Source organism: Paenibacillus apis (assembly GCF_018333295.1).
GTDB classification, from domain to species: Bacteria; Bacillota; Bacilli; order Paenibacillales; family Paenibacillaceae; genus Fontibacillus; species Fontibacillus antibioticophila.
This window is the reverse complement of the sequence record NZ_BORS01000024.1, coordinates 1-22,321: the sequence shown is the minus strand read 5'-3', so window position 1 is coordinate 22,321 and position 22,321 is coordinate 1. Positions and strand designations below refer to the sequence as shown.

The 22,321-nt window shown below is 50.6% G+C and carries 15 protein-coding genes and 1 rRNA gene; 4 read left to right on the top strand and 12 right to left on the bottom strand.

Annotated features, from left to right (window positions below; all coding sequences use genetic code 11):
* Window positions 1–10: 10 nt before the first annotated feature.
* From KI362_RS23280 to KI362_RS23260, 5 genes are all read right to left on the bottom strand, one after another.
* Window positions 11–1,360 carry an ABC transporter substrate-binding protein gene (locus tag KI362_RS23280; protein WP_301630711.1) on the bottom strand — a complete coding sequence of 450 codons (1,350 nt, stop codon included), beginning with the start codon at window positions 1,358–1,360 and terminating at the stop codon, window positions 11–13.
* A gap of 11 nt (window positions 1,361–1,371) precedes the next feature.
* The gene (locus KI362_RS23275) at window positions 1,372–3,093 is read right to left on the bottom strand and encodes a cache domain-containing sensor histidine kinase (RefSeq protein WP_044477127.1); all 1,722 of its coding nucleotides are present in this window, start codon (window positions 3,091–3,093) and stop codon (window positions 1,372–1,374) included.
* Between the two features lie 89 nt (window positions 3,094–3,182).
* Window positions 3,183–4,046, bottom strand: a complete 864-nt coding sequence (locus tag KI362_RS23270; RefSeq protein WP_044477126.1) for a carbohydrate ABC transporter permease — start codon at window positions 4,044–4,046, stop codon at window positions 3,183–3,185.
* Window positions 4,043–4,999: a carbohydrate ABC transporter permease gene (locus KI362_RS23265; RefSeq protein WP_301630710.1), complete on the bottom strand. Its 957-nt coding sequence runs from the start codon at window positions 4,997–4,999 to the stop codon at window positions 4,043–4,045. Before KI362_RS23265 ends, KI362_RS23270 begins: the two co-directional genes overlap by 4 nt.
* A gap of 92 nt (window positions 5,000–5,091) precedes the next feature.
* Window positions 5,092–6,447, bottom strand: coding sequence for an ABC transporter substrate-binding protein (locus KI362_RS23260; RefSeq protein ID WP_301630709.1), 1,356 nt, complete (start codon window positions 6,445–6,447; stop codon window positions 5,092–5,094).
* Between the two features lie 292 nt (window positions 6,448–6,739).
* Between KI362_RS23260 and KI362_RS23255 the strand changes: the two genes are divergently transcribed.
* A complete protein-coding gene (locus tag KI362_RS23255; protein ID WP_301630708.1) occupies window positions 6,740–10,603 on the top strand; it encodes an endo-1,4-beta-xylanase in 3,864 nt (1,287 codons plus the stop codon).
* A 108-nt stretch (window positions 10,604–10,711) separates the two neighbouring features.
* On the opposite strand, the gene KI362_RS23250 is transcribed toward KI362_RS23255, so the two are convergent.
* Together KI362_RS23250 and KI362_RS23245 are read right to left on the bottom strand one after the other, a co-directional pair.
* Entirely contained in the window at window positions 10,712–11,902 is a 1,191-nt protein-coding gene (locus KI362_RS23250) for a GNAT family N-acetyltransferase (RefSeq protein WP_301630707.1), read from the bottom strand.
* Between the two features lie 53 nt (window positions 11,903–11,955).
* Complete coding sequence (locus KI362_RS23245) at window positions 11,956–13,587, bottom strand: formate--tetrahydrofolate ligase (RefSeq protein WP_301630706.1); 1,632 nt, start codon at window positions 13,585–13,587, stop codon at window positions 11,956–11,958.
* Window positions 13,588–13,942: 355 nt separating this feature from the next.
* Between KI362_RS23245 and KI362_RS23240 the strand changes: the two genes are divergently transcribed.
* Complete coding sequence (locus KI362_RS23240; RefSeq protein ID WP_301630705.1) at window positions 13,943–15,343, top strand: glycosyl hydrolase family 18 protein; 1,401 nt, start codon at window positions 13,943–13,945, stop codon at window positions 15,341–15,343.
* Between the two features lie 120 nt (window positions 15,344–15,463).
* Here the strand turns inward: KI362_RS23240 and cobA are convergent, their stop codons facing one another.
* The 4 genes from cobA to nirB all read right to left on the bottom strand — a co-directional run bounded on the left by cobA (window position 15,464) and on the right by nirB (window position 19,966).
* Window positions 15,464–16,249 carry a uroporphyrinogen-III C-methyltransferase gene (cobA, locus tag KI362_RS23235; protein ID WP_301630704.1) on the bottom strand — a complete coding sequence of 262 codons (786 nt, stop codon included), beginning with the start codon at window positions 16,247–16,249 and terminating at the stop codon, window positions 15,464–15,466.
* Window positions 16,246–17,130, bottom strand: a complete 885-nt coding sequence (locus tag KI362_RS23230; RefSeq protein ID WP_301630703.1) for a formate/nitrite transporter family protein — start codon at window positions 17,128–17,130, stop codon at window positions 16,246–16,248. The genes cobA and KI362_RS23230 overlap by 4 nt, the downstream gene beginning before the upstream one ends.
* A 19-nt stretch (window positions 17,131–17,149) precedes the next feature.
* Window positions 17,150–17,467 (bottom strand): nitrite reductase small subunit NirD, encoded by a 318-nt coding sequence (gene nirD / locus KI362_RS23225; protein WP_301630702.1) that lies wholly within the window; start codon window positions 17,465–17,467, stop codon window positions 17,150–17,152.
* Between the two features lie 78 nt (window positions 17,468–17,545).
* On the bottom strand, window positions 17,546–19,966 hold the full coding sequence (nirB, locus tag KI362_RS23220; RefSeq protein ID WP_301630701.1) for a nitrite reductase large subunit NirB: 2,421 nt from the start codon (window positions 19,964–19,966) through the stop codon (window positions 17,546–17,548).
* Between the two features lie 498 nt (window positions 19,967–20,464).
* Between nirB and KI362_RS23215 the strand changes: the two genes are divergently transcribed.
* Together KI362_RS23215 and KI362_RS23210 are read left to right on the top strand one after the other, a co-directional pair.
* Complete coding sequence (locus KI362_RS23215) at window positions 20,465–21,073, top strand: ANTAR domain-containing response regulator (protein ID WP_301630700.1); 609 nt, start codon at window positions 20,465–20,467, stop codon at window positions 21,071–21,073.
* Between the two features lie 33 nt (window positions 21,074–21,106).
* Window positions 21,107–22,150 carry an anthranilate phosphoribosyltransferase gene (locus KI362_RS23210; RefSeq protein ID WP_301630699.1) on the top strand — a complete coding sequence of 348 codons (1,044 nt, stop codon included), beginning with the start codon at window positions 21,107–21,109 and terminating at the stop codon, window positions 22,148–22,150.
* Window positions 22,151–22,194: 44 nt separating this feature from the next.
* Here KI362_RS23210 and rrf read toward each other — a convergent pair.
* Window positions 22,195–22,311 (bottom strand): 5S ribosomal RNA (rrf, locus tag KI362_RS23205).
* Between the last annotated feature and the right edge of the window lie 10 nt (window positions 22,312–22,321).

Sequence of the window (22,321 nt, the reverse complement as noted above, 5' to 3'; positions counted from 1 at the left end):
CCCCTCCTGATTAGTCGGATATCGAGCTGCCGCGAAGCTGCCAATACTGCTCCGAGGTTGACTGGATCTCATCCAGCCCTTCCGCAGGTAATACGGAGCCGGTGATTAATTCTCCGATTACCTTCAGGAAGGCCTGGCTGACTTCCGGAGACATAGCATTATCATAAGGCAAGAAAATATGGTCGCTTTGCTCAATCAATCCAAGCACCTGTTCAAACACAGGCCCGGTCTTCTCTGCATCAAACGTTATGTCCATCGATGGAATCCGCTGTCCCTCATATACGATGCGTCTTTGTACTTCTTCTGTATAAAAAGCATAAAGCAATTCCAGCGCGGCTTCCCGTTTAGCATCCTCCAGGTTGGCTGAAAGCGCAATTCCTATCGTATAGCCTCCGGCCAAGGCGGCTTGTTGACCCAGCTTTTCCGTTGGAAAAGACATAACGCCTACGCGTTCCGAGAAATCCTCCCCTCCCGAGGCGGAATGAAACAAATTGATATCCCAGCTTCCGTTCAAATACATGGCCGCCTGGCCTGAAGTAAACAGATCGATCGCATCCTCTGTCGACAAGTCGTTGGCAGGATCGCTGAACGCTCCCTCCATGACCCAGTCCTTAAAGTGAACCAAGGCTTGAAGATACGCGCTATTATTGAAGCTCGCCGTGCTATTCCCCCGGGTCAGCTCGTTAATCAGGCCTGAACCGGCATATCTGTCCATTAAATAATGAGCGAAGATGGCTGCGGGCCACCGCTCCTCATTCCCGAGCGCAAACGGAATAATTCCGTTCTCTTTAAGCGTATGCACCGCTTCATCCAGCTCTGCAATCGTCCTTGGCGGCTCAATTCCCAGCCTCTCAAAGATATCCCGATTGTAAAAGAGCGGCTCGGCATTTCCTTCTATCGGCAGCCCGTACACTTTTCCATCATAGGTCCAGGCATCCAGGTTCCGAAATTTTCCTGCAATACGGTTCGTATTCATGTGATCCGTTAAATCCATCAGGCGGTTTGAACGGACATAAGGTTCAATTTCAGCACCTGCGAACAGAACAAACATATCCGGCGGTGTCCCCGTCACCATCTCACTCTTCAGCTTCTGCTCGCGGTGCACCGTCTGATCCATGCCCTCAAAATTCACCTTGATATTGGGATGCGACTGCTGGAAGGAGTCGACCACATCCTCGAAGATGTTCAGCATATTCCGGTCATGCTCTTTAATCCAGAAGTGACGGAAGGTCAATGTGATCTTCTCTGTCTGTGGCTCTTCAATGGGCTCCGGGCCATTCAAGGTGATGATCCAGACCGATATTCCCAATACAACTGCATAGAGGGCCAGCCAGCCCCAATTCAAAACCCACTTTTTCACGACGCTGCCCCCTATGACCCGATTTTTGGAATACGTATCCGAATAATTGATCCATATCCCGGAGAGGAGCAGATCATGATGCCATAGTACGCTCCAAATCGGATTCGAAGCCGTTCATGCACATTTTTCAGACCAACACCGTTCTCCCGATACTTCTTCAGATGCTCCCAATCCTTGTCCCAGAGCCCCAATAACGTGTCCTGATCGAAGCCCGGGCCATTGTCGGCCACATCGATCAGAATATCTCCCCCGCCGTCATGGGCAATAATTGAAATCTGTCCTTGTCCCTCCATCGGTTCGATCGCATGATAGAGCGCGTTCTCCACAATCGGCTGTACGATCAGCTTCTGCGTCTTGTAATACTTAAGCTCCTCAGGCAATTCAATCCGATATGAAAATTTGTCCTCAAAACGGAACTTCTGAATATCCATATAGTGCTTGACATGCTCCATTTCCGTAGAAAGAGGAACTAATTGCTGGCTCTCGCTGATACTGATTCGCAGCAGCTTCCCCAGAGAAACGACCATTTTGCTAATATTCTTATTTCCCTCCAAAACGGCCATCGAGTTGATGGATTCCAGAGAATTATATATAAAATGGGGATTAATCTGGGCCACCAGCGCCTGCAGCTCTACCTCTTTCTTCCGTGCCTGCTCGAGCTGTACCTGTTCAATCAGCTCCGAGATTTGGCGGCTCATCCGATTAAAGCCATCAATCAGCAAATCCCGCTCATCCAAGGCTGGTACGGGCTTGGTAATTGGCATGAAAATCCCTTGCTGCACCCGCTTCATCCCGTTAACGGCGCTAATAATGCTGCTGACCAATCTGCGGATGAAGTAACGGTCGAAGAGAAAAGCCGAGATTAACGAAAGCAGGACCAGAACAACGGCAATATTGCGTATTTTTACCGACTCTGAGTTGATTAGCTTACGCGGTGTGATCGCAACGAGATACCACTCTTTATTATGGGATGGCAAATACGTAATGAGCGAGCTCTCCCCGGCATATTTGTCCACGTAATCCCCCTTACCGCTGCCGTCCGCTACGGACAGGAAAGGAAATGCAGTGTTTTCTCCAATATGCGCACCCGATTTATCAAAGACGATATTCCCTTGGCGGTTCACCAGCAAAATGTCTCCCTGCTTGAGGGTAGCTGCATCCCAGAATACTTGATCCAAAATATCCGGCTTCACATAGATAACCAGTGTCCCGATATCCTCGAGAGAATAAAAATCTTTAATGATTCGAGCCTGAATCAGTAAAGGTTTGCCTTCCTCCGCACTGCCGTTCTCTCCGGGACCGGACCAGATTGGCCTCCCTTCCGCTGCCTCCATGGCTTGATGCCAGTTCTGACGCTTCATCTGCTCGAACGACATCGAATTGGCGGATGAATAGACTAACTTCTCCTTGGAGTAAATGTCGAAGGAAAGAATCATGGAATGATTGAACAAATTGTTTATTTCCTGCCGTTGCTCATAGGTAACCGGACTGCCTGCTTGTTTGAGTATCCGCTGAATCTGCTTCTGGGTAATCGCAGAATTAGACACCGTAGTGATCTCGTTCAGCGCATAATTCAGCTTCCGATCCGTCTCAAGCAGCGAGACCCAATAAAAATTGCTGGACTTCTGCTCCATCGTCTTCGAGTAACTGAAGTAAGATACCGAGCCCATAAGAATGACCGGTATAAACACAAGAAGAATAATAGCCAGCAGGATTTTTCGACGGAGCTTCATAAATGGCTCTCCCCCTTTGATCTACTGCATCTATTATTCTTCATATAGGAGGCTAACTCCTTGTGCGAACTACTGTCCATCCGGAATGGCTAGCTCTTGATCGCACCCGACGTCAGACCCGCAATGACCCAGCGGCTGAAGAGCAGGAAGACGATCAGAAGCGGCAGCGTCGCCGTAAAGGTTGCGGACATGATCATCCCGAAATCGATGCCGTCCTTGTTGGTAAAGAGCTGCTGCAGCGCAAGCTGAATCGTATAGTTCTCACGGTTCTTGAGCACGACCAGCGGCCAGAAGAAATCATTCCATACATTCATAAAGTTAAGAATGCCCAGGGTAGCCATTGCCGGTGTTACTACAGGAATCGCAATATTCCAGAAAATCCGGAAATGTCCTCCCCCGTCAATACGACCGGCCTCCAGCAGCTCGGAATGGACGGCCGAAGAGATATATTGCCTCATCCAGAAAATACCGAACGCATTAACCATAGCCGGGACGATCAGCGCTTTATAGGAGTCGATCCAGTGCAGCTTCGCCATAATAACGTACTGCGGCAATACACCAAGCTGAGCCGGTACAAGCATCGTCGCAATAACAAATACGAACAAGGTCTTCTTCATCGGAAACTCGTACTTGGCAAAAGCAAAGCCTGCTAATGTACAGAGGAACACCACCGATGCAGTGACGGAAGTAGCCACGACCAGCGAGTTAAACATGGACCGGAAGAAGTCTGTACGTTCCAGCACCCGAGCAAAGTTATTAAAGAACTCTCCGCCCGGGATTAACAGCGGAGGAATATGAAAGGCTGCATTCTTGTCATTGGTCGCCACTACAAACATCCAGTAGAACGGGAAGACAGATACCAGAGCTCCGATGATCAGGAACAGGTAAAAGAAGAGCTTGCCCACGATTCCCGGCTCATCCGGTTTACGACGCATACGAGCGGTCAGATTCATGCTCCACCTCCTGTATCTCCGCCCATCCGGCTGGATAGGGCCATATTAAGCACTGAGAACAGGATTGTAGCAATGAACAGCAGCACCGCCGTTGCGGCAGCCGTTCCAAAGAATCCGTTACTGAATGCTTCATTGTACAAATACGTTACCATCGTGATCCCTTCCTGACGAGTCGAGCCTGTACCGCCCTGTCCAAGGAAGACATAAGGCTCTGTAAATAATTGCAGGGATCCAATCGTGGATACCAGCGTGACGAACAAGATGAACGGCCGAAGCATCGGCAACGTTATGTGCAGCAGCTGTTGGGTGCGGTTGGCACCATCAATTTTGGCAGCCTCGTAAATATCATTAGGAATACTCTGCAGACCCGACAGGAATATAATCGCGTTATATCCCATCCAACGCCACATGACCATCGTGGAGATGGCAATTTTGACTCCCCACCAGCCTGAATTGAACGGCACGCTTTCCAAGCCGAAATTATTCAAGATCCAATTGATCATCCCGTTGTTGCCGAACATCGTACTGAATACCAGCGTTACCGCAACAATGGACGTAATATTCGGCATAAAATACAGCACCCGGAAGGTGTTCTTGAACCGGTTAAGCGCCGAGTTCAACATGATGGCCACCAGCAAGGCCACAATCAACTGGGGAAGTGTCCCCATGATCGCCATGATGAGGGTGTTGCTGAAGGAAATCCAGAAGGTCGGGTCTTCCGTGACCAGTCTGTAATTCTTCAGGCCTACATACTTCATCGGACCTAATGCATCCCATTTAAAAAAGGATAAGTAAATGGTAAAGAGGATAGGATAGAGTCCAAATATTGAAAAAAGAATAAAGAACGGTGAAATAAACGTATACGCCGTAATCCGGCTCCGCCGTGTCTCCGTCAGAAAAGGCTTCTTCCGGGGAGTGCTCGGCTCCGGATGCGCGGTAGCAAGTTCTGGCATGAATGCACCTCCGTGAAGTCATTGATAAATCCGAACCGCATGGAGGGAGGGCTCCCTGATGCGATTCGGATTTGAAATTACCTATAAATTGCTTAGCTGCGATCTACCAGTGTCTTCGCTTGCTTCACTGCACTTTCCCATTCCTTTTCAGGATCAGCCTTTTTCTCAAGCACGTTCTTCAGGGCGTTCTTGAAGAAGGCATCTGTCTGGTCATGCAATGGTCCGTAGTAAACCGGTTTTACGCGTTCTGCCGATTTGGCGTAAGCATCCGAGATCACTTGACCGCCGAAGAATTCATCCTTATCCTCTGAGAAAGCAGGCTCTGTGTATACCGCCGGAATCGACGGGAACAGACCGCTTGCCTTGAAGGATTTCAATTGGTTTTCTTTGCTTACGAGCCAGGAGATGAATTCATAAGCCTCTTTCGGATGCTTCCCTTCCTTCGGCAAGGTCAGGAAGGAACCTCCCCAGTTCCCTGCACCTTCAGGGAGCTGTGCAATTTGCCATTTACCGGAGCCGTCTGTACCATTGCGAATGGTTCCTGCCATCCAAGCCGGTCCGAGCAGAACGCCGAAGTCGCCGTCGTTGATTGCCTTTTGCCATTCCGGAGACCACAGTGTCCAGTTGCCCACCCAGCCTTCTTGAATGCCTTTTACGGTAAAGTCATAAGCTTTCTTCACTTGCGGATTTGTATCGCCGATGAACGAACCGTCCTCTGTGCTGAAGTAGATTTGATCCGGCGATTGGTCACGAAGACCGTTATAGAGCAGGTCCGTCAAATCGGTGAAAGGCTTGCCGGTCTTATCCTTGAAGTCCTTAGCCACCGTTGCGAATTTATCCCAGGTATCGATCGCTGCGCTGAATCCGTCCGGATCCGTTGGCAGTCCTGCTTGCTCAATCAGGTCGGTACGGTAATATACGACTGTAGGACCAATGTCAGTTGGAAGTCCAAGCTGGAAGGAACCGTCAAGCGATGTGGCTTGCTTCCATTTCCAGTCAAGGTAGTTGCTTTCGATATCTTTTGCCCCAAGATCATACAGGTTATAGAATTTGTCCTGGTTATTAATGAAGCGCTCGATAAATGCAATTTCCAGCATGAAAATATCAGGCGCTCCCGAGCCTGCGGACAATGCCGTTGTCAGGTTATTATGGTGAGCTGTTTGGTCCGACGTATTTTGGAACTTGAATGTAACGTTCGGATGCTCTTGCGTGTATTCCTTGGCCAGTTCCTCATAGTTTGTTGTACCGAGCGACCAGAAGGATAATACAACCGGTTCTGCACTATCGGTCGGCTCGTTAGTATCGCCTCCGGTGCTTTCATTTGTGGAAGGTGCCGGTGTGTTGCCTCCATTGTTAGAGGCATTATTACCGCTGCCTCCGCAGGCTGCCAAGGAAAGAATCATTAAGGCAGCGATGAGCAGAATCGCAAGTGGCTTGCTTCTCTTCATTGCTTGTTACCCCTCTCTTGTTCTCCATATTTTTCATATTCAGTCTAATGGAAACGGATTCATTTTTTGAGGAGGCATTTTTGCGATTTATGGTGGAGATTCTTCTGATTGCTGTTGCTCCTGAATACGAAACAACTAAAATAATGCAGTAAGGTTCTTTAATTTGGAGAAGTTCAAACGATTTGGGATCATGTTACTATGACTTCCAGAAAGGAGGATTTCCTAGCCCAATTCTTGTAAGCGCTTTATTTGTAGGAAAATATCGAAAGGACGTGAGCATGTGAAATCACAGATGATCAAGCGGACCCTTGCACTCAGTCTGGCTCTCACCCTGCTGCTTTCATCAGGGCTGCTGCCAAGCCGTGCGAGAGCCGAATCATCCGGTATTAATGATCCTGTTACGGTATACCGCGAGGATTTCGCTAACGGGAAAGGAGCAGCGATACAAGCAGGCGGTTCAGCCTTGACCCTGGTGACGGATAAGAGTTTTGCCGGCAATGAGGATGGCGCCGCACTATACGTCAGCAACCGGACGAATAATTGGGATGGCGCAGATTTTCGCTTCGCCGATATCGGACTTACGAATGGGCAGACCTACACTGTAACCGTAGCTGTGTACATTGACGCTGACACTATCGTGCCTGATGGCGCGCAAATTGCGCTGCAGACCGTTGACAGCTATGGATGGCTGGATGGCAAAAATGCAATCAGCGGCGGCGCGATTACACTGACCAAGGAATTTACGGTTGATACCGCCAAGGATTCGGCCATACGAGTACAATCCAACGACGCCGGAGCAGGAGTGCCATTCTATATCGGAGATATTCATATTACAGGCGCAGCTTCATCAGGCGGGGAGGATCCTCCTCGAGAACCTGCCCTGCCTTTTAACACAATCACCTTCGAGGAGCAGTCAACGGGCGGCTTTGCAGGACGTTCGGGCACAGAGACGCTTACCATCACCAACGAAGCCAACCATACGGATGGGGGAGGCTATGCCTTGAAGGTAGAAGGACGTTCAGAGACCTGGCACGGACCAGCCATCCGGATAGAGAAATACGTGGACAAGGGCCACGAGTATAAAATTTCCGCCTGGGTCAAGCTGATTTCACCTGAAAGATCACAGCTGCAGTTATCCACCCAAATCGGCGAAGGCAGCAGTGCCAATTATGTTGTCCTCGCGCCAAAAACGATTCGTGTTGATGATGGATGGGTCCTGCTTGAAGGGAACTATCGGTATAACAGTGTGGGGAACGAATTCCTGACGCTCTATGTGGAAAGCTCCAGCAGCAAGGATGCCTCGTTCTATATTGACGACATCTCCTTTGAAGCTACGGGCTCAGGCACCGTTGATATCGAGCGCGATCTGATACCGATTAAAGACGCCTATGCCTCGAACTTTTTAATTGGAAATGCGATCACAGCGGAGGACTTGGAAGGAATTCGATTCGAGCTGTTGAAGATGCATCACGGACTGGTTACCGCGGGCAATGCGATGAAGCCGGATGCGCTGCAAAATACCAAAGGCAGCTTCACCTTCGATAGCGCAGATGCCATGGTGAATCAAGTGCTGGATGCAGGTATGCAAATGCACGGTCATGTGCTCGTCTGGCATCAGCAATCACCGGACTGGCTAAATATGAATCCGGACGGTTCACCGCTCCAGCGAGAAGAAGCGTTGGAGAACCTGCGTACCCATATTCGCACCGTCATGGAGCATTTCGGCGATCGGGTGATCTCTTGGGATGTTGTGAATGAAGCCATGAATGACAATCCAACCAATCCGACCGATTGGGAGAATGCCCTCCGCAAATCACCTTGGTATCAGGCCATCGGACCTGATTATTTGGAGCAAGCCTTCCTTGCCGCCCGCGAGGTGCTGGATGACCATCCGGATTGGAACATCAAGCTGTACTATAATGATTACAATGATGACAACCGCAACAAAGCAACCGCGATCTACAGCATGGTCAAGGAGCTTAATGAGAAGTATGCCGAGACGCATCCTGGCAAGCTGCTGGTCGATGGGATCGGCATGCAAGGTCACTACAGCATTAATACGAACCCCGAGAATGTCAGATTATCTCTGGAGCAATTCATTTCATTAGGTGTCGAGGTCGGCGTGACCGAGTTAGATATTCAGGCTGGAAGCGATTATCAGTTATCTGAAAAGCAGGCCGAAGCGCAAGGATATTTATATGCCCAACTCATGCAGCTGTACAAGGAGCATAGTGAACAGATCAGCCGCGTAACGTTCTGGGGGCAGGACGACGGAACAAGCTGGCGCGCTTCCTCGAATCCGCTGTTGTTTGACAAGAACCTTCAAGCCAAGCCAGCCTATTATGCAGTTATTGATCCGGCTAAATTTATAGCAGAGCATCAACCCGATTCATCCGAAGCCCGCCAATCAACTGCCAAGTACGCGACACCTGTACTAGATGGCGTTGCCGACGCGATCTGGAATGATACGCCGGCCGTCCCGATTAACCAGTATCAGACGGCCTGGCAAGGAGCCAGCGGCACGGCCAGGGTATTATGGGACGATGAAAATCTGTACGTGCTGATCCAAGTCAATGATGCTCAGCTGGATAAGACAAATACGAATGCCTGGGAGCAGGATTCTGTTGAAATCTTCCTGGATGAAAACAACGCCAGAACTACGTTTTATCAGGCAGATGACGGACAATACAGAATCAACTTTGATAATGAAGCTTCCTTTAATCCTGACAGTCTGTCAGAGGGCTTCGTATCCGCAACAAAGATTAGCGGCAGCAGCTATACTGTCGAAGCGAAATTGCCGTTCAAGACAGTGTCGCCTGCCAATCAGATGAAGATCGGCTTTGATCTTCAAATTAACGACGCCAAGGATGGCGCGCGCCAAAGTGTCGCAGCCTGGAACGATACGACAGGCAATGGATATCAGGATACCTCGGTGTATGGAGTACTGACTCTGATCGGCAAGCCCGGCAGCACACCTGGAAGCGGCGGCAGCGATGGGGGCAATAACAATAATGGTAGCGGCAATAGCAATACGGCCAGCCCTTCAAATCCCTCAGCTTCATCATCGGAGAATGTGCTTCTGCAAAACGGAAATGTGATTATTCAGCCGGTAATTACAACCTCCGCCAAGCAGGCTAAAGCCGTCATTTCCGCCTCGTTGCTAAACAAGGCTGTGGCACAAGCCAAAATGAGTGGAACAAAGACACTGACCATTGAGCTCCCGGCACAGGCCGATGTAGACAGCTACGAACTAGAACTTCCGGAACAAAGCTTGAAAGCCTTGGGAGACTTTGGGCTTCTGATCATTACGGATTATGCCGAGTTGGATATCCCTGCAAATTCACTGCAATCAGACCCTGATTCTGAAGGAGCCCTCCGTATTCGCATCGGCCGTGCCACATTATCCGATCTGTCCGCGGACGAACATGCTTACATTGGAGACCGGCCAACTTTTGGCTTCATGCTTGAATATGGCGGCGAGACTGTAACCACGCTGGAGCGGCCTGTCGTTGTGAAGCTGCCTTATACACTTACTGCTGTGGATCAAGAGCATCCGGAACGATTGGTCGTCTGGTTCATTAGCCAGGAGGCAGGCATGCAGACAACTCCTATTGTAAACAGCCGATTTAATCAAGCCACCAACCAGATCGTATTTGAGACAGACAAATTAGGTAATTATGCTACCGCCTATATACCTCCTGCTTTCAATGATGTGCAGCCCGCGCATTGGGCCGGGCAAGCCATAGGGGCCATGACAGCCCGCAGCGTTCTTACAGGGAATGACAGCGGGTCTTTCTCCCCGGCACAAGCGGTCACCAGCAGTGAATTCGCAGCAGCCCTGGTCCATGCATTAGGGCTGAATGCGCAAGAGGCAGCAGCCTTCGCTGCATTGTCTAACGATGCGGTCATCACGCGCCAGGATATGTTCGTCCTGACAGCCCAAGCATTGGCTGCAGCAGGTATTAAACAGAGCAGTGACACGCAATTGGCAACTTACTCCGATGCGGCAAGTGTTCCGGAATATGCCCGGGATAGTGCAGCTGCACTAATCAGCCTCGGCATTATTAACGGAAAGAACCGTCAGCTTGCTCCGCAAGACGCACTTACGCGAGCAGAGGCCGCAGTTATTTTGTATCGGGTATGGTCCCGGCTATAATCCAATATTCAGCTTTGTTAAGCAAAGAAGACATCAACCTCTAGAGGAAGATGTCTTCTTTGCTTGGCTCCTTTGAGCAAATATAAACTTTTAAACGTTATCCAGCGATTAAAAGAAATCCAGCAATGCGGTCTTGCTCGCCGGAATCCATTGCTCCAGCAGTCCAGCTGCCTTCTGCGGTCCATTCAAGCGCCCATAGGCATGCATCTCAAGCGGTCTTTTATAGCCAAGCAGCATTGCTGTCCAGGCTTGTATGTCGATCATAAGCAGGTCTTGCCCAGGCCCGGAAGTTGCTGCACGTTCCATGCGTGCTGTTCCGTCAGGGGATATACTCAGGTCCCATTCCCCCTCATTCCAAGGTGCATATTCGTCCTTGATGCTGAAGCGAAGCTGTCTCATTTCAGAGGACACAGGGTTAAAGCGATAATATGGCAAAAAAGACGGCACATCTACAATTCGTGCCATGAAATAGGGAAGCGTCTCCTGTTTGCAGCGAGGATCACGCAGCAAGAACGGTAACAGGTCATCCGCCGGCACATGATCGACAACAACTTGCTTCACCATGGAATCGTGGTTGCCAACATAAGTCCACAGCGCTTGGCGGGCGCTTTCATTCAAATACACGAATTCATCAATTAGGAATTGCTGATTTTTGATCTGGTATAGAATGTATCCCTCAGCAACACCGGAGTCAGAATAGCATACTGCGGTATGACTCTCGTCTCCCAACACCATCTGCTCCCACCATTCGATATCTCTTACCAGAGTGCCGTTATATCTTGGGGCAAAGCTATGATAGATCGAGTCGAGCAACGCTATATCCTTCACATTTCTCTTCACTGTGCCGCGAAGCTCCGATCTGGCGGGCAGGTTAGGCACCTCAATGGTGTACTTCTTATAATCGGTATACACTTCCCAGCCAAATTTCCGGTAAAAAGGGATCAGAAACGGATGCAGACATGACAACACCTGTCCCTGCTCCTTCATATGAGCAAGCATATGCGTAAGCAGCCGGCCAACCAGACCTTCACGCCGATTCTCGGGCCAGGTTGCTACACCCGCGATGCCTCCCATTGGAACGGCCTCTTCTTGAATGTAAAGATTAAGAGGCAGTAAGGTTAGCTTGGCCAGCAGCTCGTTTTCCTGAAATACACCCCAAAAGCGCTCTGCCTTGAATTTAGTCCGCCGCTCTTCAAGCTCCTCTGGCTTCACTTTGTATTGAAAGGCGTACTGGGATAATTCCATGCTTACGTCGAACTCTTCCGGCGTGAGCTGCCGGATTTCCTGAGCGTTCTTCATCATATCGCCTCCTTCGCATTTTTTCGTAGCTGGGCTTCCTTCCATAATATATATTACAACAAACCGGCAACTTGTCCCTGCTCATCAAGATGAATTCGGTGCGCAGCAGGTGTCCTAGGTAATCCTGGCATCGTTACAATATTACCGGTGTGAATGACTACGAAGCCGGCTCCTGCCGAGAGGGTTACGTCCTTAACCTGCACTGTAAAATTCTCCGGCGCGCCAAGCAGACTTGGCTGATCCGAGAAGGAATACGGTGTCTTTGCCATGCAAACCGGCAGAGTCCCGTAACCGCCGCTTTCCAATTCCTTAAGCTTCGCTTCTGATTTGGCTGAAAGCTTGATCCCTGCCCCACGATAAATCTCATGTACAATCGTCTCAATTTTATCCCGCAGCGGTAAATCATTGGGGTATAGCGGCGCATAGCTGGCAGTCTTGCTGTTCAGCATTTCTCTTAACGCTTCTGCCATTTCCACTCCGCCCTGGCTTCCCTCTGCCCATACATCAGATACCGTAGCCTGAATCCCCAGCCGTTCGCATTCTTCAATAATAAGCGCTACTTCATTATCATCATCATTGCTGAAATGGTTAATCGCCACCATGACAGGAACCCCGAATTTTACGAGATTCTCAAGATGACGCCGCATGTTCGCCAGCCCTGATATAAGCGCGGGTTGATTCGGTTGATCCAGCTCTGTCTTTGGCGCTCCCCCATTGTATTTAAGCGCCTTGACAGTCACTACCAGCACCGCAGCATCCGGGCTTAGTCCTGCTTGGCGGCATTTGATATCAAAGAACTTTTCCGCACCCAAGTCTGCGCCAAATCCAGCTTCTGTAACTACGATTTTTGCCAGCTTCAACGCCGTTTTCGTACCGATCACACTGCTGCAGCCATGAGCAATATTCGCAAAAGGACCTCCATGTACAATAACCGGAGTACCTTCGATAGTTTGAACCAAATTAGGCTTGATCGCTTCTTTCAGCAAGACAAGCATAGGATCAACAGCTCCTATACTCTCCGCTGTAACAGGCTCCCCAGAGATGGTGTAAGCTACGACCATCCGTGCCAGCCTCTGCTTCAGATCACCCCGATCCTCACTCAGACAGAGGACAGCCATAACCTCCGAGGCAGTAGTAATCATAAAGCCGGACTCATGAACATTGCCGTTCCCTTCGCCAATTCCGACTACGATTTGCCGCAGGCTCCGGTCATTCATATCCATGGCGCGCTTCCACACGATTCGACTTAAGTCAATCTGCAAAGAATTTCCTTGAAATATATGATTATCTATCATCGCAGCCAATAAATTATGCGCAGATGTAATAGCATGCAAGTCTCCGGTGAAGTGTAGGTTAATCTCATCAGCGGGCACGATTTGAGCTCGGTTGTCCCCTGTCGCCCCTCCCTTCATACCAAAGCAAGGGCCGAGAGAGGGCTCTCTCAGCGCAGCTATCGTCGGTTCTCCGATTGCATTCAGCGCTTGGGCCAGTCCGATGGTCGTCAAAGTCTTGCCTTCCCCAGCCGGTGTTGGATTCATCGCCGTCACCAGCACTAATTTTCCATCAGGACGGTTTCGCAGATCATGGTTAATGCTCAAATCCAATTTACCTTTATAACGCCCGTACATTTCCACATATTGTTCCGCGATCCCGAAGGATCCGGCTACTTCCAAAATTGGCTTCATTCCAGCAAGCTACCTCCAACATCATTTTCCATGCAAATTATGAAAATTCCACACTCTTATTTTACATGATTTGCACAGGAGATATGCGCATTTTTTCACTATTTTGCAAAACAGTGAGATCAATCGACAGATTCATAAAATGTCATTGACAAAATCTAACAACTCTATCAAAGTATTCATTGTATAGAGTGCCTATATTTAACATTTAAGAGAAATAAAGATAACTTCATACGGGCGCCTGTACCATTCTGCCAAAGGGAGGTGTCATGGCTTTCGAAGGCTGCTTTTTGTCTACTTCTACTACCCGAGCCTTCTACAAATCTATTATTAACATTTAAGAGAGGATGAATTGATGATGCAGAAGCGTAAAGGAAAAATTTCAATCTTGGCTATTTTGGCGCTATTAATCACCCTGTTTGCCCCGCTCCCGTTCGATGCGCAAGCAACAGAGGCAGCAATTGCTCTGGATGCCAGTGAAAATGTAACTATAGCCGCTTATTCTGCTTGGGATAGCAATGCCGTCTACCTAGCTAATGATGTTGTCACTTATAATGGAAACGATTACAGAGCCAAATGGTGGACCCAGGGAGATGTTCCCGGAGAAACGGACGTGTGGGAACTGGTTCCTCCATCCAACGGGGAATATCCCGTATGGAGCAGCAGCAAGGCGTATGTCGGCAACGACATTGTTTCATACAATGATCAGCTCTACAAAGCAAAATGGTGGACCTTGGGAGAAATCCCGGGAATTGCTGCGGTTTGGGAACTGATCTCCGGGAATCCGAATCCGAACCCCAACCCGAATCCGAATCCAGGAGGGCCAGATGATCCGCCGATTTCAGGTGATTTTAAGGTCGTCGGTTACTATCCAAGCTGGGAGCCTGACAAAATCGGAACGATCCAATATCAGAATCTGACGCATATCAACTATGCCTTTGCGATTCCTACCAGTGACGGTTCGTTGTTACCTCTGGAGAATCCCGCTGCGGCAACTCAAATTATTCAAACCGCCCATGCCAAAGACGTGAAGGTTCTGCTTGCCGTGGGAGGCTGGTCATATAACGGAACTCCGCTGGAGAACACATTCATGGCCGCCACCAGTACACCGCAAAAAGTCACGCAATTCGGCGATGCAATCATCGCGATGGCCAAGCAATATGGCTTTGACGGGGTCGATATGGACTGGGAGCATCCAAGAAGCGACGGTTCTAGCAAACAGCAATATGAAAGCTTGATGGTATATTTGAGTCAAGAGCTGAAGAAGGAAAATATGCTGCTTACCTCCGCCGTGCTCAGCGGTGTGACGCCGGAAGGCATTATATATTGGGACGCAGCGGCTCATACGAATGCGGTCATCAATGCCGTTGATTGGTTTAACGTGATGGCTTATGACGGAGGAGACGGTGATCGCCACTCCACTTATGATTTTGCTGTCTTATCGGCTAAGTATTGGAAAGAAACTCGTAATATGCCTGCAGAGAAGGTTGTTCTGGGTGTTCCTTTCTATGGGCGGCCATCCTGGGCGCCTTATCGAGATATCCTGCAAGCCAATCCCAATGCTTACAACACCGATATTTCAATGATTAACGGAATGGAAGCCCATTATAACGGCATTCCGACCATCGAGCGCAAAACGCAATATGCCCTCGATAATCTGGGTGGGGTGATGATTTGGGAACTGACCCAAGATACGACTAATCTGGACAAGAGCTTGCTGCAAGCGATCGGCAATAAAGTACGGGCGCAAAGCAACTAAATATGTTCTAGTATTCTAAACAAGCGGGGAGTGCCCGGCACAACGGATAAAGCTTCACAGAAACACGCATAGACTTAAGATGCATCTTTTTCACAGATGCATCTTAAGTCTATATTTGGATTACCCGATCCTAGCCGACGCTTGATGCTGCAACTGATGCAGCTGTTCCCGGATCATTGCCGCTTCGCCGACCACGATCAGCGCCGGGTTGCTGAGCTGGACGGCAGCAGCCAACTGATGCACCTCCGCCAATGTACTGACGAAGGTGCGCTGAAGGCCGGTCGTGCCGCTCTCGATCAGCGCCACCGGCGTGGTGCCGGCCTTGCCGTGCTTCAGCAGTTCCGCGCGGATTTCCCGCAATTGGCCCACTCCCATGTAGATCACAAGCGTATCGACGGCATGGGCCAGCAAATCCCAGCGAATGGGCGGTCCGTCCGGCCCATCCGTTCCACCCGGGCAGCGGCTGCCCGTTACGCAGGCGAACGACGCTGCTACGCCGCGATGCGTCAGCGGAATGCCGCTGGCGGCCGCCGCGCCAATCGCCGAGGTGATACCCGGGATCACCTCGTACGGGATACCCTGGGCGGCCAGCACAAGCGCCTCTTCGCCGCCGCGCCCGAAGACGAACGGATCGCCGCCCTTCAGGCGGACCACCCGTTTCCCTTCCAGCGCGTAATCGATCAGGCGCCGCTGAATCATCTCCTGCGTCATCGCGTGTTGTCCGGGCGACTTGCCGCAGTAAATCCGCAGCGCCCGGGCATCGGCGTACGAGAGCAACGCCTCGTTCACGAGGCGGTCATACAGGATCACCTCTGCCGCGCGGATTGCTTTCATCGCCTTTACGGTAATCAGTTCCGGATCGCCCGGTCCTGCACCTACGATGCTTACCAGCCCCGGCCGGATCATGCTCCTTCCCCCGTTCCGGGTGCTACCGCGGAAGTCGTCCTATGATCCGGTACTTCCGGGGTACTGCGAACAGTGGCAAGACTGGATCCGAAAGCAGCTTTCCTTTTATAGGAAATATACAGTCCCAATCCCGTAAACAGCACACCGCCTATAAAGTTACCGCCCAGCACGGGGAGCTGATTCCAGAGCCACCAGTCGGACAGGCTGACATCCGCTCCCAGCATCATTCCCGCAGGAATGACGAACATATTAACAACTGCATGCTCAAAGCCTTGCCCGAAAAAGATTAGAATCGGCAGCCACATCGCCACGATTTTCCCTGTTGTGGATCGTGAGGTTAAGGCCATCACGGCTCCCAGCGTGACCATCCAGTTACACAGCACTGCCTTGATGACTACCAGCCCCATGCCAGGCAACCCCATCGACGCATATCCGATCGTTTTGGACTCGCTGGCCTGAATCAGAGTCTGCACCATCGGGTGACTCATATCGCTCCCCATCTTTGTAATTGTCAAACCATACAGAATAGCATATACAGCACAACCTAGCAAATGGCCGAGGATGACCCAGCCGAAATTCGCCAGCATTCGCGAGAAGGTTGTCTTGCGTTCCAGGACCGCGAGCGGAATGAGCGCAAAGCTGCCAGTCACCAATTCAAGGCCAAGCAAAATGATAATGACGAAACCGACGGGAAAAATCAGCGCTCCTACAATCCCCAGCGAAGTTTGTGCGGTCGCCGTGAACGCAAGCGTCGTGGCGCAGGCAAGAATCGCACCGGCGAGAAACCCCTTGACCAGCATTTGTAAAATAGTTAACCGGGCTTTGTTCATCCCTGTCTCAATCATCGATTCCAGCACTTCGGCAGGCTTTACATAATCCATCGGTCTCATCCTCCTTCTATTAATCTAAGGTGATATAGATGGAGCCGGTCTCCGCGTCCACTTCGGTCTCGTAAACCGTGACTACTCCATGATCCGGCTCTTGGACGCGGCCGGTGAGCAGATCGATTTTCCAATCGTGCAGCGGGCAGTGAACGGAAGAACCGCACACCATTCCCTCTGACAGCCGTCCCCCTTTATGAGGACAGCGGTTTTCAATTGCCCGGATACTCCCGTCGCTGAGTCGAAATACGGCGATCTCCTTATCCCCCGCCACAAGCGTCCGCGCTCCCTGCTCATCAATCTCCTGCAATTGGGCCACCTTCATTTTTGTCAACATCGCCGTTCCCTCCTATTCAATATATGGATACTACTTCCCTGTAATAAGTCCGTACGTGACCGGTTATAGGGCAACCAGCTAAACACTGGCCAAAGGCTCAAAGTTTTTACGCAGAGACTCATCTTCGATAATCTCTTTCCAAGGGTCGGTCGAGCGGCTTAGCGTTTCCTCAATCCGGTCGGCCAACTTCTGCCGTTCCTCAGGATTCTCCAGCACTGTCTTGATCGTGCCTAGCCCAACCCGCTCTACCCACTGTGCGGTACGCTCATTCCAGCTGGCCTGCTCACGGTAATACTGTAAGTAGGCAGCCGTCCACTCCATGACTTCATCCTCCGTCTTTACCGTACAGAGCAGGTCCGATGCTCTTACTTTCACGCCGCCGTTCCCGCCGACATAGATCTCCCAGCCGCCATCGATGGCCACGACGCCCAAGTCCTTAATCGTTGCCTCTGCGCAATTGCGCGGACAACCGGAAACGGCAAGCTTCACTTTCCCCGGCGTATTGAGCCGCTCAAAGGCTTTCTCTAACCGGATTCCCATGCCGATCGAATCCTGGGTGCCGAATCTGCAGAAGGTCGAGCCTACACAGGTCTTCACCGTGCGCAATGCTTTACCGTAAGCGTGGCCGGAAGGCATATCCAGCTCCGCCCATACTTTAGGCAGATCCTCCTTCTTCACCCCGAGCAGGTCAATCCGCTGTCCTCCGGTGAACTTCACCATGGGAACATCGTACTTCTCCGCAACCTCCGCAATTTTTTTAAGGTCGGCCGGTGAAGTTACACCACCGTAAATGCGGGGCACTACAGAGAAGGTGCCGTCTTTTTGGATATTGGCGTGATAGCGTTCATTTACGAACCGCGACTCCTTCTCATCCACGTATTCTGTTGGCCAGAGCATCCCCAAGTAATAATTCAAAGCGGGCCTGCATTTGGAACAGCCTTCAGGCTCGTGCCACTCCAGTACGTTCATGACCTCTTTGACACTCTTCAAGCTCATTGCTCTGATGCTCTCCACGATTTCCTCGCGGCCGAGGGAGGTACATCCACAGATTCCTTCCTTGACCGGTTCACCGGATACCCCCTCTCCGTACAGCTGGAGGAGCCCCTCTACGAGCGGCTTACAGCCGCCACAGGACCCGGAGGCCTTCGTGCAGGCCTTAATTTCGCCGACCGTGCCGCAACCGCCCTTCACCGCTTCGACAATTGTGCCTTTGCTGACACCGTTACAGCCGCAAATGATTTCATCATCAGCCATGGCTGCCAATCTGGCCGCTTGGGAGTTTTCTCCGGCACTCCCCGCCGGGAATCCAAGCAGAAGCTCCTTTTCCTTTCCGGCGACAGACTCCCCTTTCTTAATTTTTGCGAATAAGGAAGCTCCGTCTGTGGTATCTCCGAACAGGACGGCCCCAACCAGCCTATCGTCCTGTAACACGATCTTCTTATAGGTTCCGTCCAGATCGTCTTGAATCCGCAGCGACCGCGTCCCCGGGACATCCTGGAAGAACCCTGCCGAGAACACATCCACCCCCGACACCTTTAATTTTGTGGAAGTGACAGACCCCTCATATCCTCCCGTCTCCACCCCGGCCAGCCGTTTGGCAAGGACCTGCCCCTGTTCATACAACGGAGCGACTAGTCCGTAGGCGATCCCCCGATGCTCTGCGCATTCGCCGACTGCGTATATCCCCGGCATGCTTGTTTCCAGATAATCATCAACTACGATCCCGCGCTCCACTTTCAGGCCCGATGCTTTCGCCAGCCCCACATTCGGCTTAATGCCTACAGCCATCACGACCAAATCGGCCATCAGAGAGCTGCCGTCCGCAAAATCAAGTCCCTCAGCCCGACGCCCTCCCCGAACACCGGCTGTTTGCTTTTGCATCATAAATTTCATACCTTGAGCCTCCAATTCCAACTGCAGCATCTTGGCAGCAGGCTCATCCAGCTGACGTTCCATTAAATAAGGGTGAATGTGGATCACCGTGACATCCATCCCGAGATGAAGCAGTCCTCTGGCCGCTTCCAATCCGAGCAGTCCGCCTCCGATAACAGCCGCCCTTTTATATTTTTTTGAGGCTTCCATCATGCGGTCGCAGTCCTGAATGTCCCGAAATCCGATCACTCCCTCTTTATCCGCGCCAGGGATCGGAAGGATAAACGGATTAGAGCCTGTCGCCAAAATCAGTTCGTCGTATGCCGCTTCTACCCCCGATTTTGAGAATACCTTCTTATTTCCGGTATCAACTCGAGTTACTGCGTCACCTGTATAGAGGCGAATCCCATTCTCCCTGTACCAATCCCAATCGTTGATAACAATATCCTTCATATTGGAACCGCCCACAAGCACCGAAGACAGCATAATTCGGTTGTAATTCGGATAAGGCTCCGCTCCGAATACGGTGATATCATAGATATCTGGTGCCAATTTCAGCACATGCTCAATCGTACGCACACCTGCCATCCCGTTGCCTACCAATACTAATCTCTTTTTTCCTCCCATATTCGGTTCTCTCCTCCCAATCTTTCCTCTCCATGTTCATACAGTAAAAAGGTACAGAAAAAGCCCGCTCCGCCAGGGAATGGACATGAACATACAACCTTCATGCTGATCCCTATTTTGCGAAGACAGGCTCCATTGCCGCTTCATGCCGAACACGCCATTGTGTCCGTAAATTATTTAAAATTTGATTCGTTGAGGCTAATATAACCTAACTATTTTTATCATGTCAATATATATAACAAAAAATTATATTAAAATTCAAATTATGTTATATTAATTAACATATATCGTTAACTAATTGAAAATTGTTCTGCTTTTATTTAAAATATTATATAATTTGAGTGTGATTCACGAAAATTGTATTGATTTTTCAGAAAAATAGCGTGAAAATAAAATAGAAATTATCTGTCGGTTGATCCAATGTTAGGTTTCTTATCGGCTTTGCTGATCCGAAAATAAATATGTCCGTCAACGGAATGGAACGGAGGCATACTCCAGATGCGTTTTCTGCTGGTTATTCGCGAACAGAGCTCCCCTAGCGGAGAGAGGATCTACACTCCAGATGCATCCCCTCCCCTTGCCGAGCCTGAACGCATGCTGAAAAATAACGGATATCAGGTGTTCGTCTCCGATATAGAAGAAGAAATTTGCCAAAAGGTCAAAACGGCGGATGCTGTTGTCCTTCATCTGCCTATTTCCGGGATCTCTGTCTGGGGGAGCCTGGTGTCCAAATCGAAGGCCGTCCCTTTAATGTGGTGGTGTAGTGCAGCTATGGCTGCATCATCCTTGGAATCCTGTGAAGACGACATCCCGGTTGACGGGATCCTGACTCCGTCCATGTCTGCTCAAGAGCTTCATTGGGCGCTTCATCTCGGTGCCAAGCATTTTTTTGAACGTCAGCAATGGATCGATGAACGGGCTCAGCTCGTTTCCCGGCTGGAAGAACGGAAATGGATCGACCTCGCCAAAGGGATTTTGTGCGAGATTAACCTGATTTCAGAGGCGGAAGCTTACGAGGTGCTGCGAAAACGGGCGATGAATGAGCGTAAAAGAATTGTCGACATCGCAACCTTGATCGTTAAAGCGCATCAACAATTAAGAACTTAGCCTATAAGAAGTATCGACGAGGAGGAGCCCTACATGAATATGACGGAAGTTTTAAAAGAAGTGGGCCGAGGCAAGCGCGGAGCTCGCGACTTGGGCTTCGAGGAAGCTGTTGCCGCAGCGAAAATGATATTTGACCAGTCTGCAACTCCGGCGCAAATCGGCGCTTTCTTTCTGGCGGAACGCATCAAAATGGAGAGCGTGGATGAGCTTTATGCCTTCGTAAATGCCTGCCGCAGCCATGCCATCCGCTTCCCCCGCCCGGACTCGCTCGACTGTGCCGGTCCCTATGACGGCAGGAAGTCCTCCTTTATGGCCAGCTTTGCTGCAGCCTTTGTTCTGGCTTCCGCCGGATTGCCAGTGACACTGCACGGTACCGAATCGCTCCCGCCCAAGTGGGGCATCACCCTGCCCGACGTGCTCCGGGAAATGGGCATAGATGAGGGGGTGAGGGGACGGGAGCAGACGATTCGAGCCGCCCAGCAGACCGGGGTTCTATTCGTACCGGCAGAGTCATGGTGCCCGCCTCTCGGACGGTTACGACAAATCCGCGTAGAGCTCGGGCTGCGGACGATCCTTAATACTGTAGAAAAGCTCGCCGATTACAGCCACTCCCCTTACCTTGTCTATGGGGTATTTCATAATACGATGTTCGACCGGACGGCCCAACTACTTCAACGGCTAGATTACCGCAAGGCCCTGATCGTTCAGGGCGCGGAAGGCTCGGAGGATGTTTATGTCGACCGCCCTACCCGAACTTATCTTGTTGAAAACGGTAATGCCAAGCTTCATTTGATCGATCCGGAAACGTACGGGCTGGAATCTTCTCTGCCGGACATCACATGGACCGCCGCCAAGCAGTTGCATGTCACGGAAACGGTGTTAACCGGGGAAGCTCACATGGCATTCATCAATCAGACGATTCTAAACGCAGGGCTTCGCCTTCATTTGGCCGGGCTATTCGATTCTGTAGAAGAAGGTGTTTATACGAGTAAATCCCTACTCGAAGGCAAATCTCCGTGGCAATTGTTCTGTCGGTGGAGGGAAGCCCTGTCGGACGCTCAAGTAAATAGTTTATAAGCAAAAAAGAGCACCACCGGGTTATCGGTAGTGCTCTTTGTGTTGCTTGGCGGCGTCCTACTCTCCCAGGACCCTTCGGTCCAAGTACCATCGGCGCTGGAGGGCTTAACGGTCGTGTTCGGGATGGGTACGCGTGGAACCCCTCCGCCATCGCCACCAAACAGGATTTTT

Coding starts and splice junctions, on each gene's coding strand:
- KI362_RS23275 (WP_044477127.1), bottom strand. CDS start 3,093: ATGAAGCTCCGTCGAAAAATCCTGCTGGCTATTATTCTTCTTGTGTTT.
- KI362_RS23270 (WP_044477126.1), bottom strand. CDS start 4,046: ATGAATCTGACCGCTCGTATGCGTCGTAAACCGGATGAGCCGGGAATC.
- KI362_RS23265 (WP_301630710.1), bottom strand. CDS start 4,999: ATGCCAGAACTTGCTACCGCGCATCCGGAGCCGAGCACTCCCCGGAAG.
- KI362_RS23260 (WP_301630709.1), bottom strand. CDS start 6,447: ATGAAGAGAAGCAAGCCACTTGCGATTCTGCTCATCGCTGCCTTAATG.
- KI362_RS23255 (WP_301630708.1), top strand. CDS start 6,740: ATGATCAAGCGGACCCTTGCACTCAGTCTGGCTCTCACCCTGCTGCTT.
- KI362_RS23250 (WP_301630707.1), bottom strand. CDS start 11,902: ATGAAGAACGCTCAGGAAATCCGGCAGCTCACGCCGGAAGAGTTCGAC.
- KI362_RS23245 (WP_301630706.1), bottom strand. CDS start 13,587: ATGAAGCCAATTTTGGAAGTAGCCGGATCCTTCGGGATCGCGGAACAA.
- KI362_RS23240 (WP_301630705.1), top strand. CDS start 13,943: ATGCAGAAGCGTAAAGGAAAAATTTCAATCTTGGCTATTTTGGCGCTA.
- cobA (WP_301630704.1), bottom strand. CDS start 16,249: ATGATCCGGCCGGGGCTGGTAAGCATCGTAGGTGCAGGACCGGGCGAT.
- KI362_RS23230 (WP_301630703.1), bottom strand. CDS start 17,130: ATGGATTATGTAAAGCCTGCCGAAGTGCTGGAATCGATGATTGAGACA.
- nirD (WP_301630702.1), bottom strand. CDS start 17,467: ATGTTGACAAAAATGAAGGTGGCCCAATTGCAGGAGATTGATGAGCAG.
- nirB (WP_301630701.1), bottom strand. CDS start 19,966: ATGGGAGGAAAAAAGAGATTAGTATTGGTAGGCAACGGGATGGCAGGT.
- KI362_RS23215 (WP_301630700.1), top strand. CDS start 20,465: ATGCGTTTTCTGCTGGTTATTCGCGAACAGAGCTCCCCTAGCGGAGAG.
- KI362_RS23210 (WP_301630699.1), top strand. CDS start 21,107: ATGAATATGACGGAAGTTTTAAAAGAAGTGGGCCGAGGCAAGCGCGGA.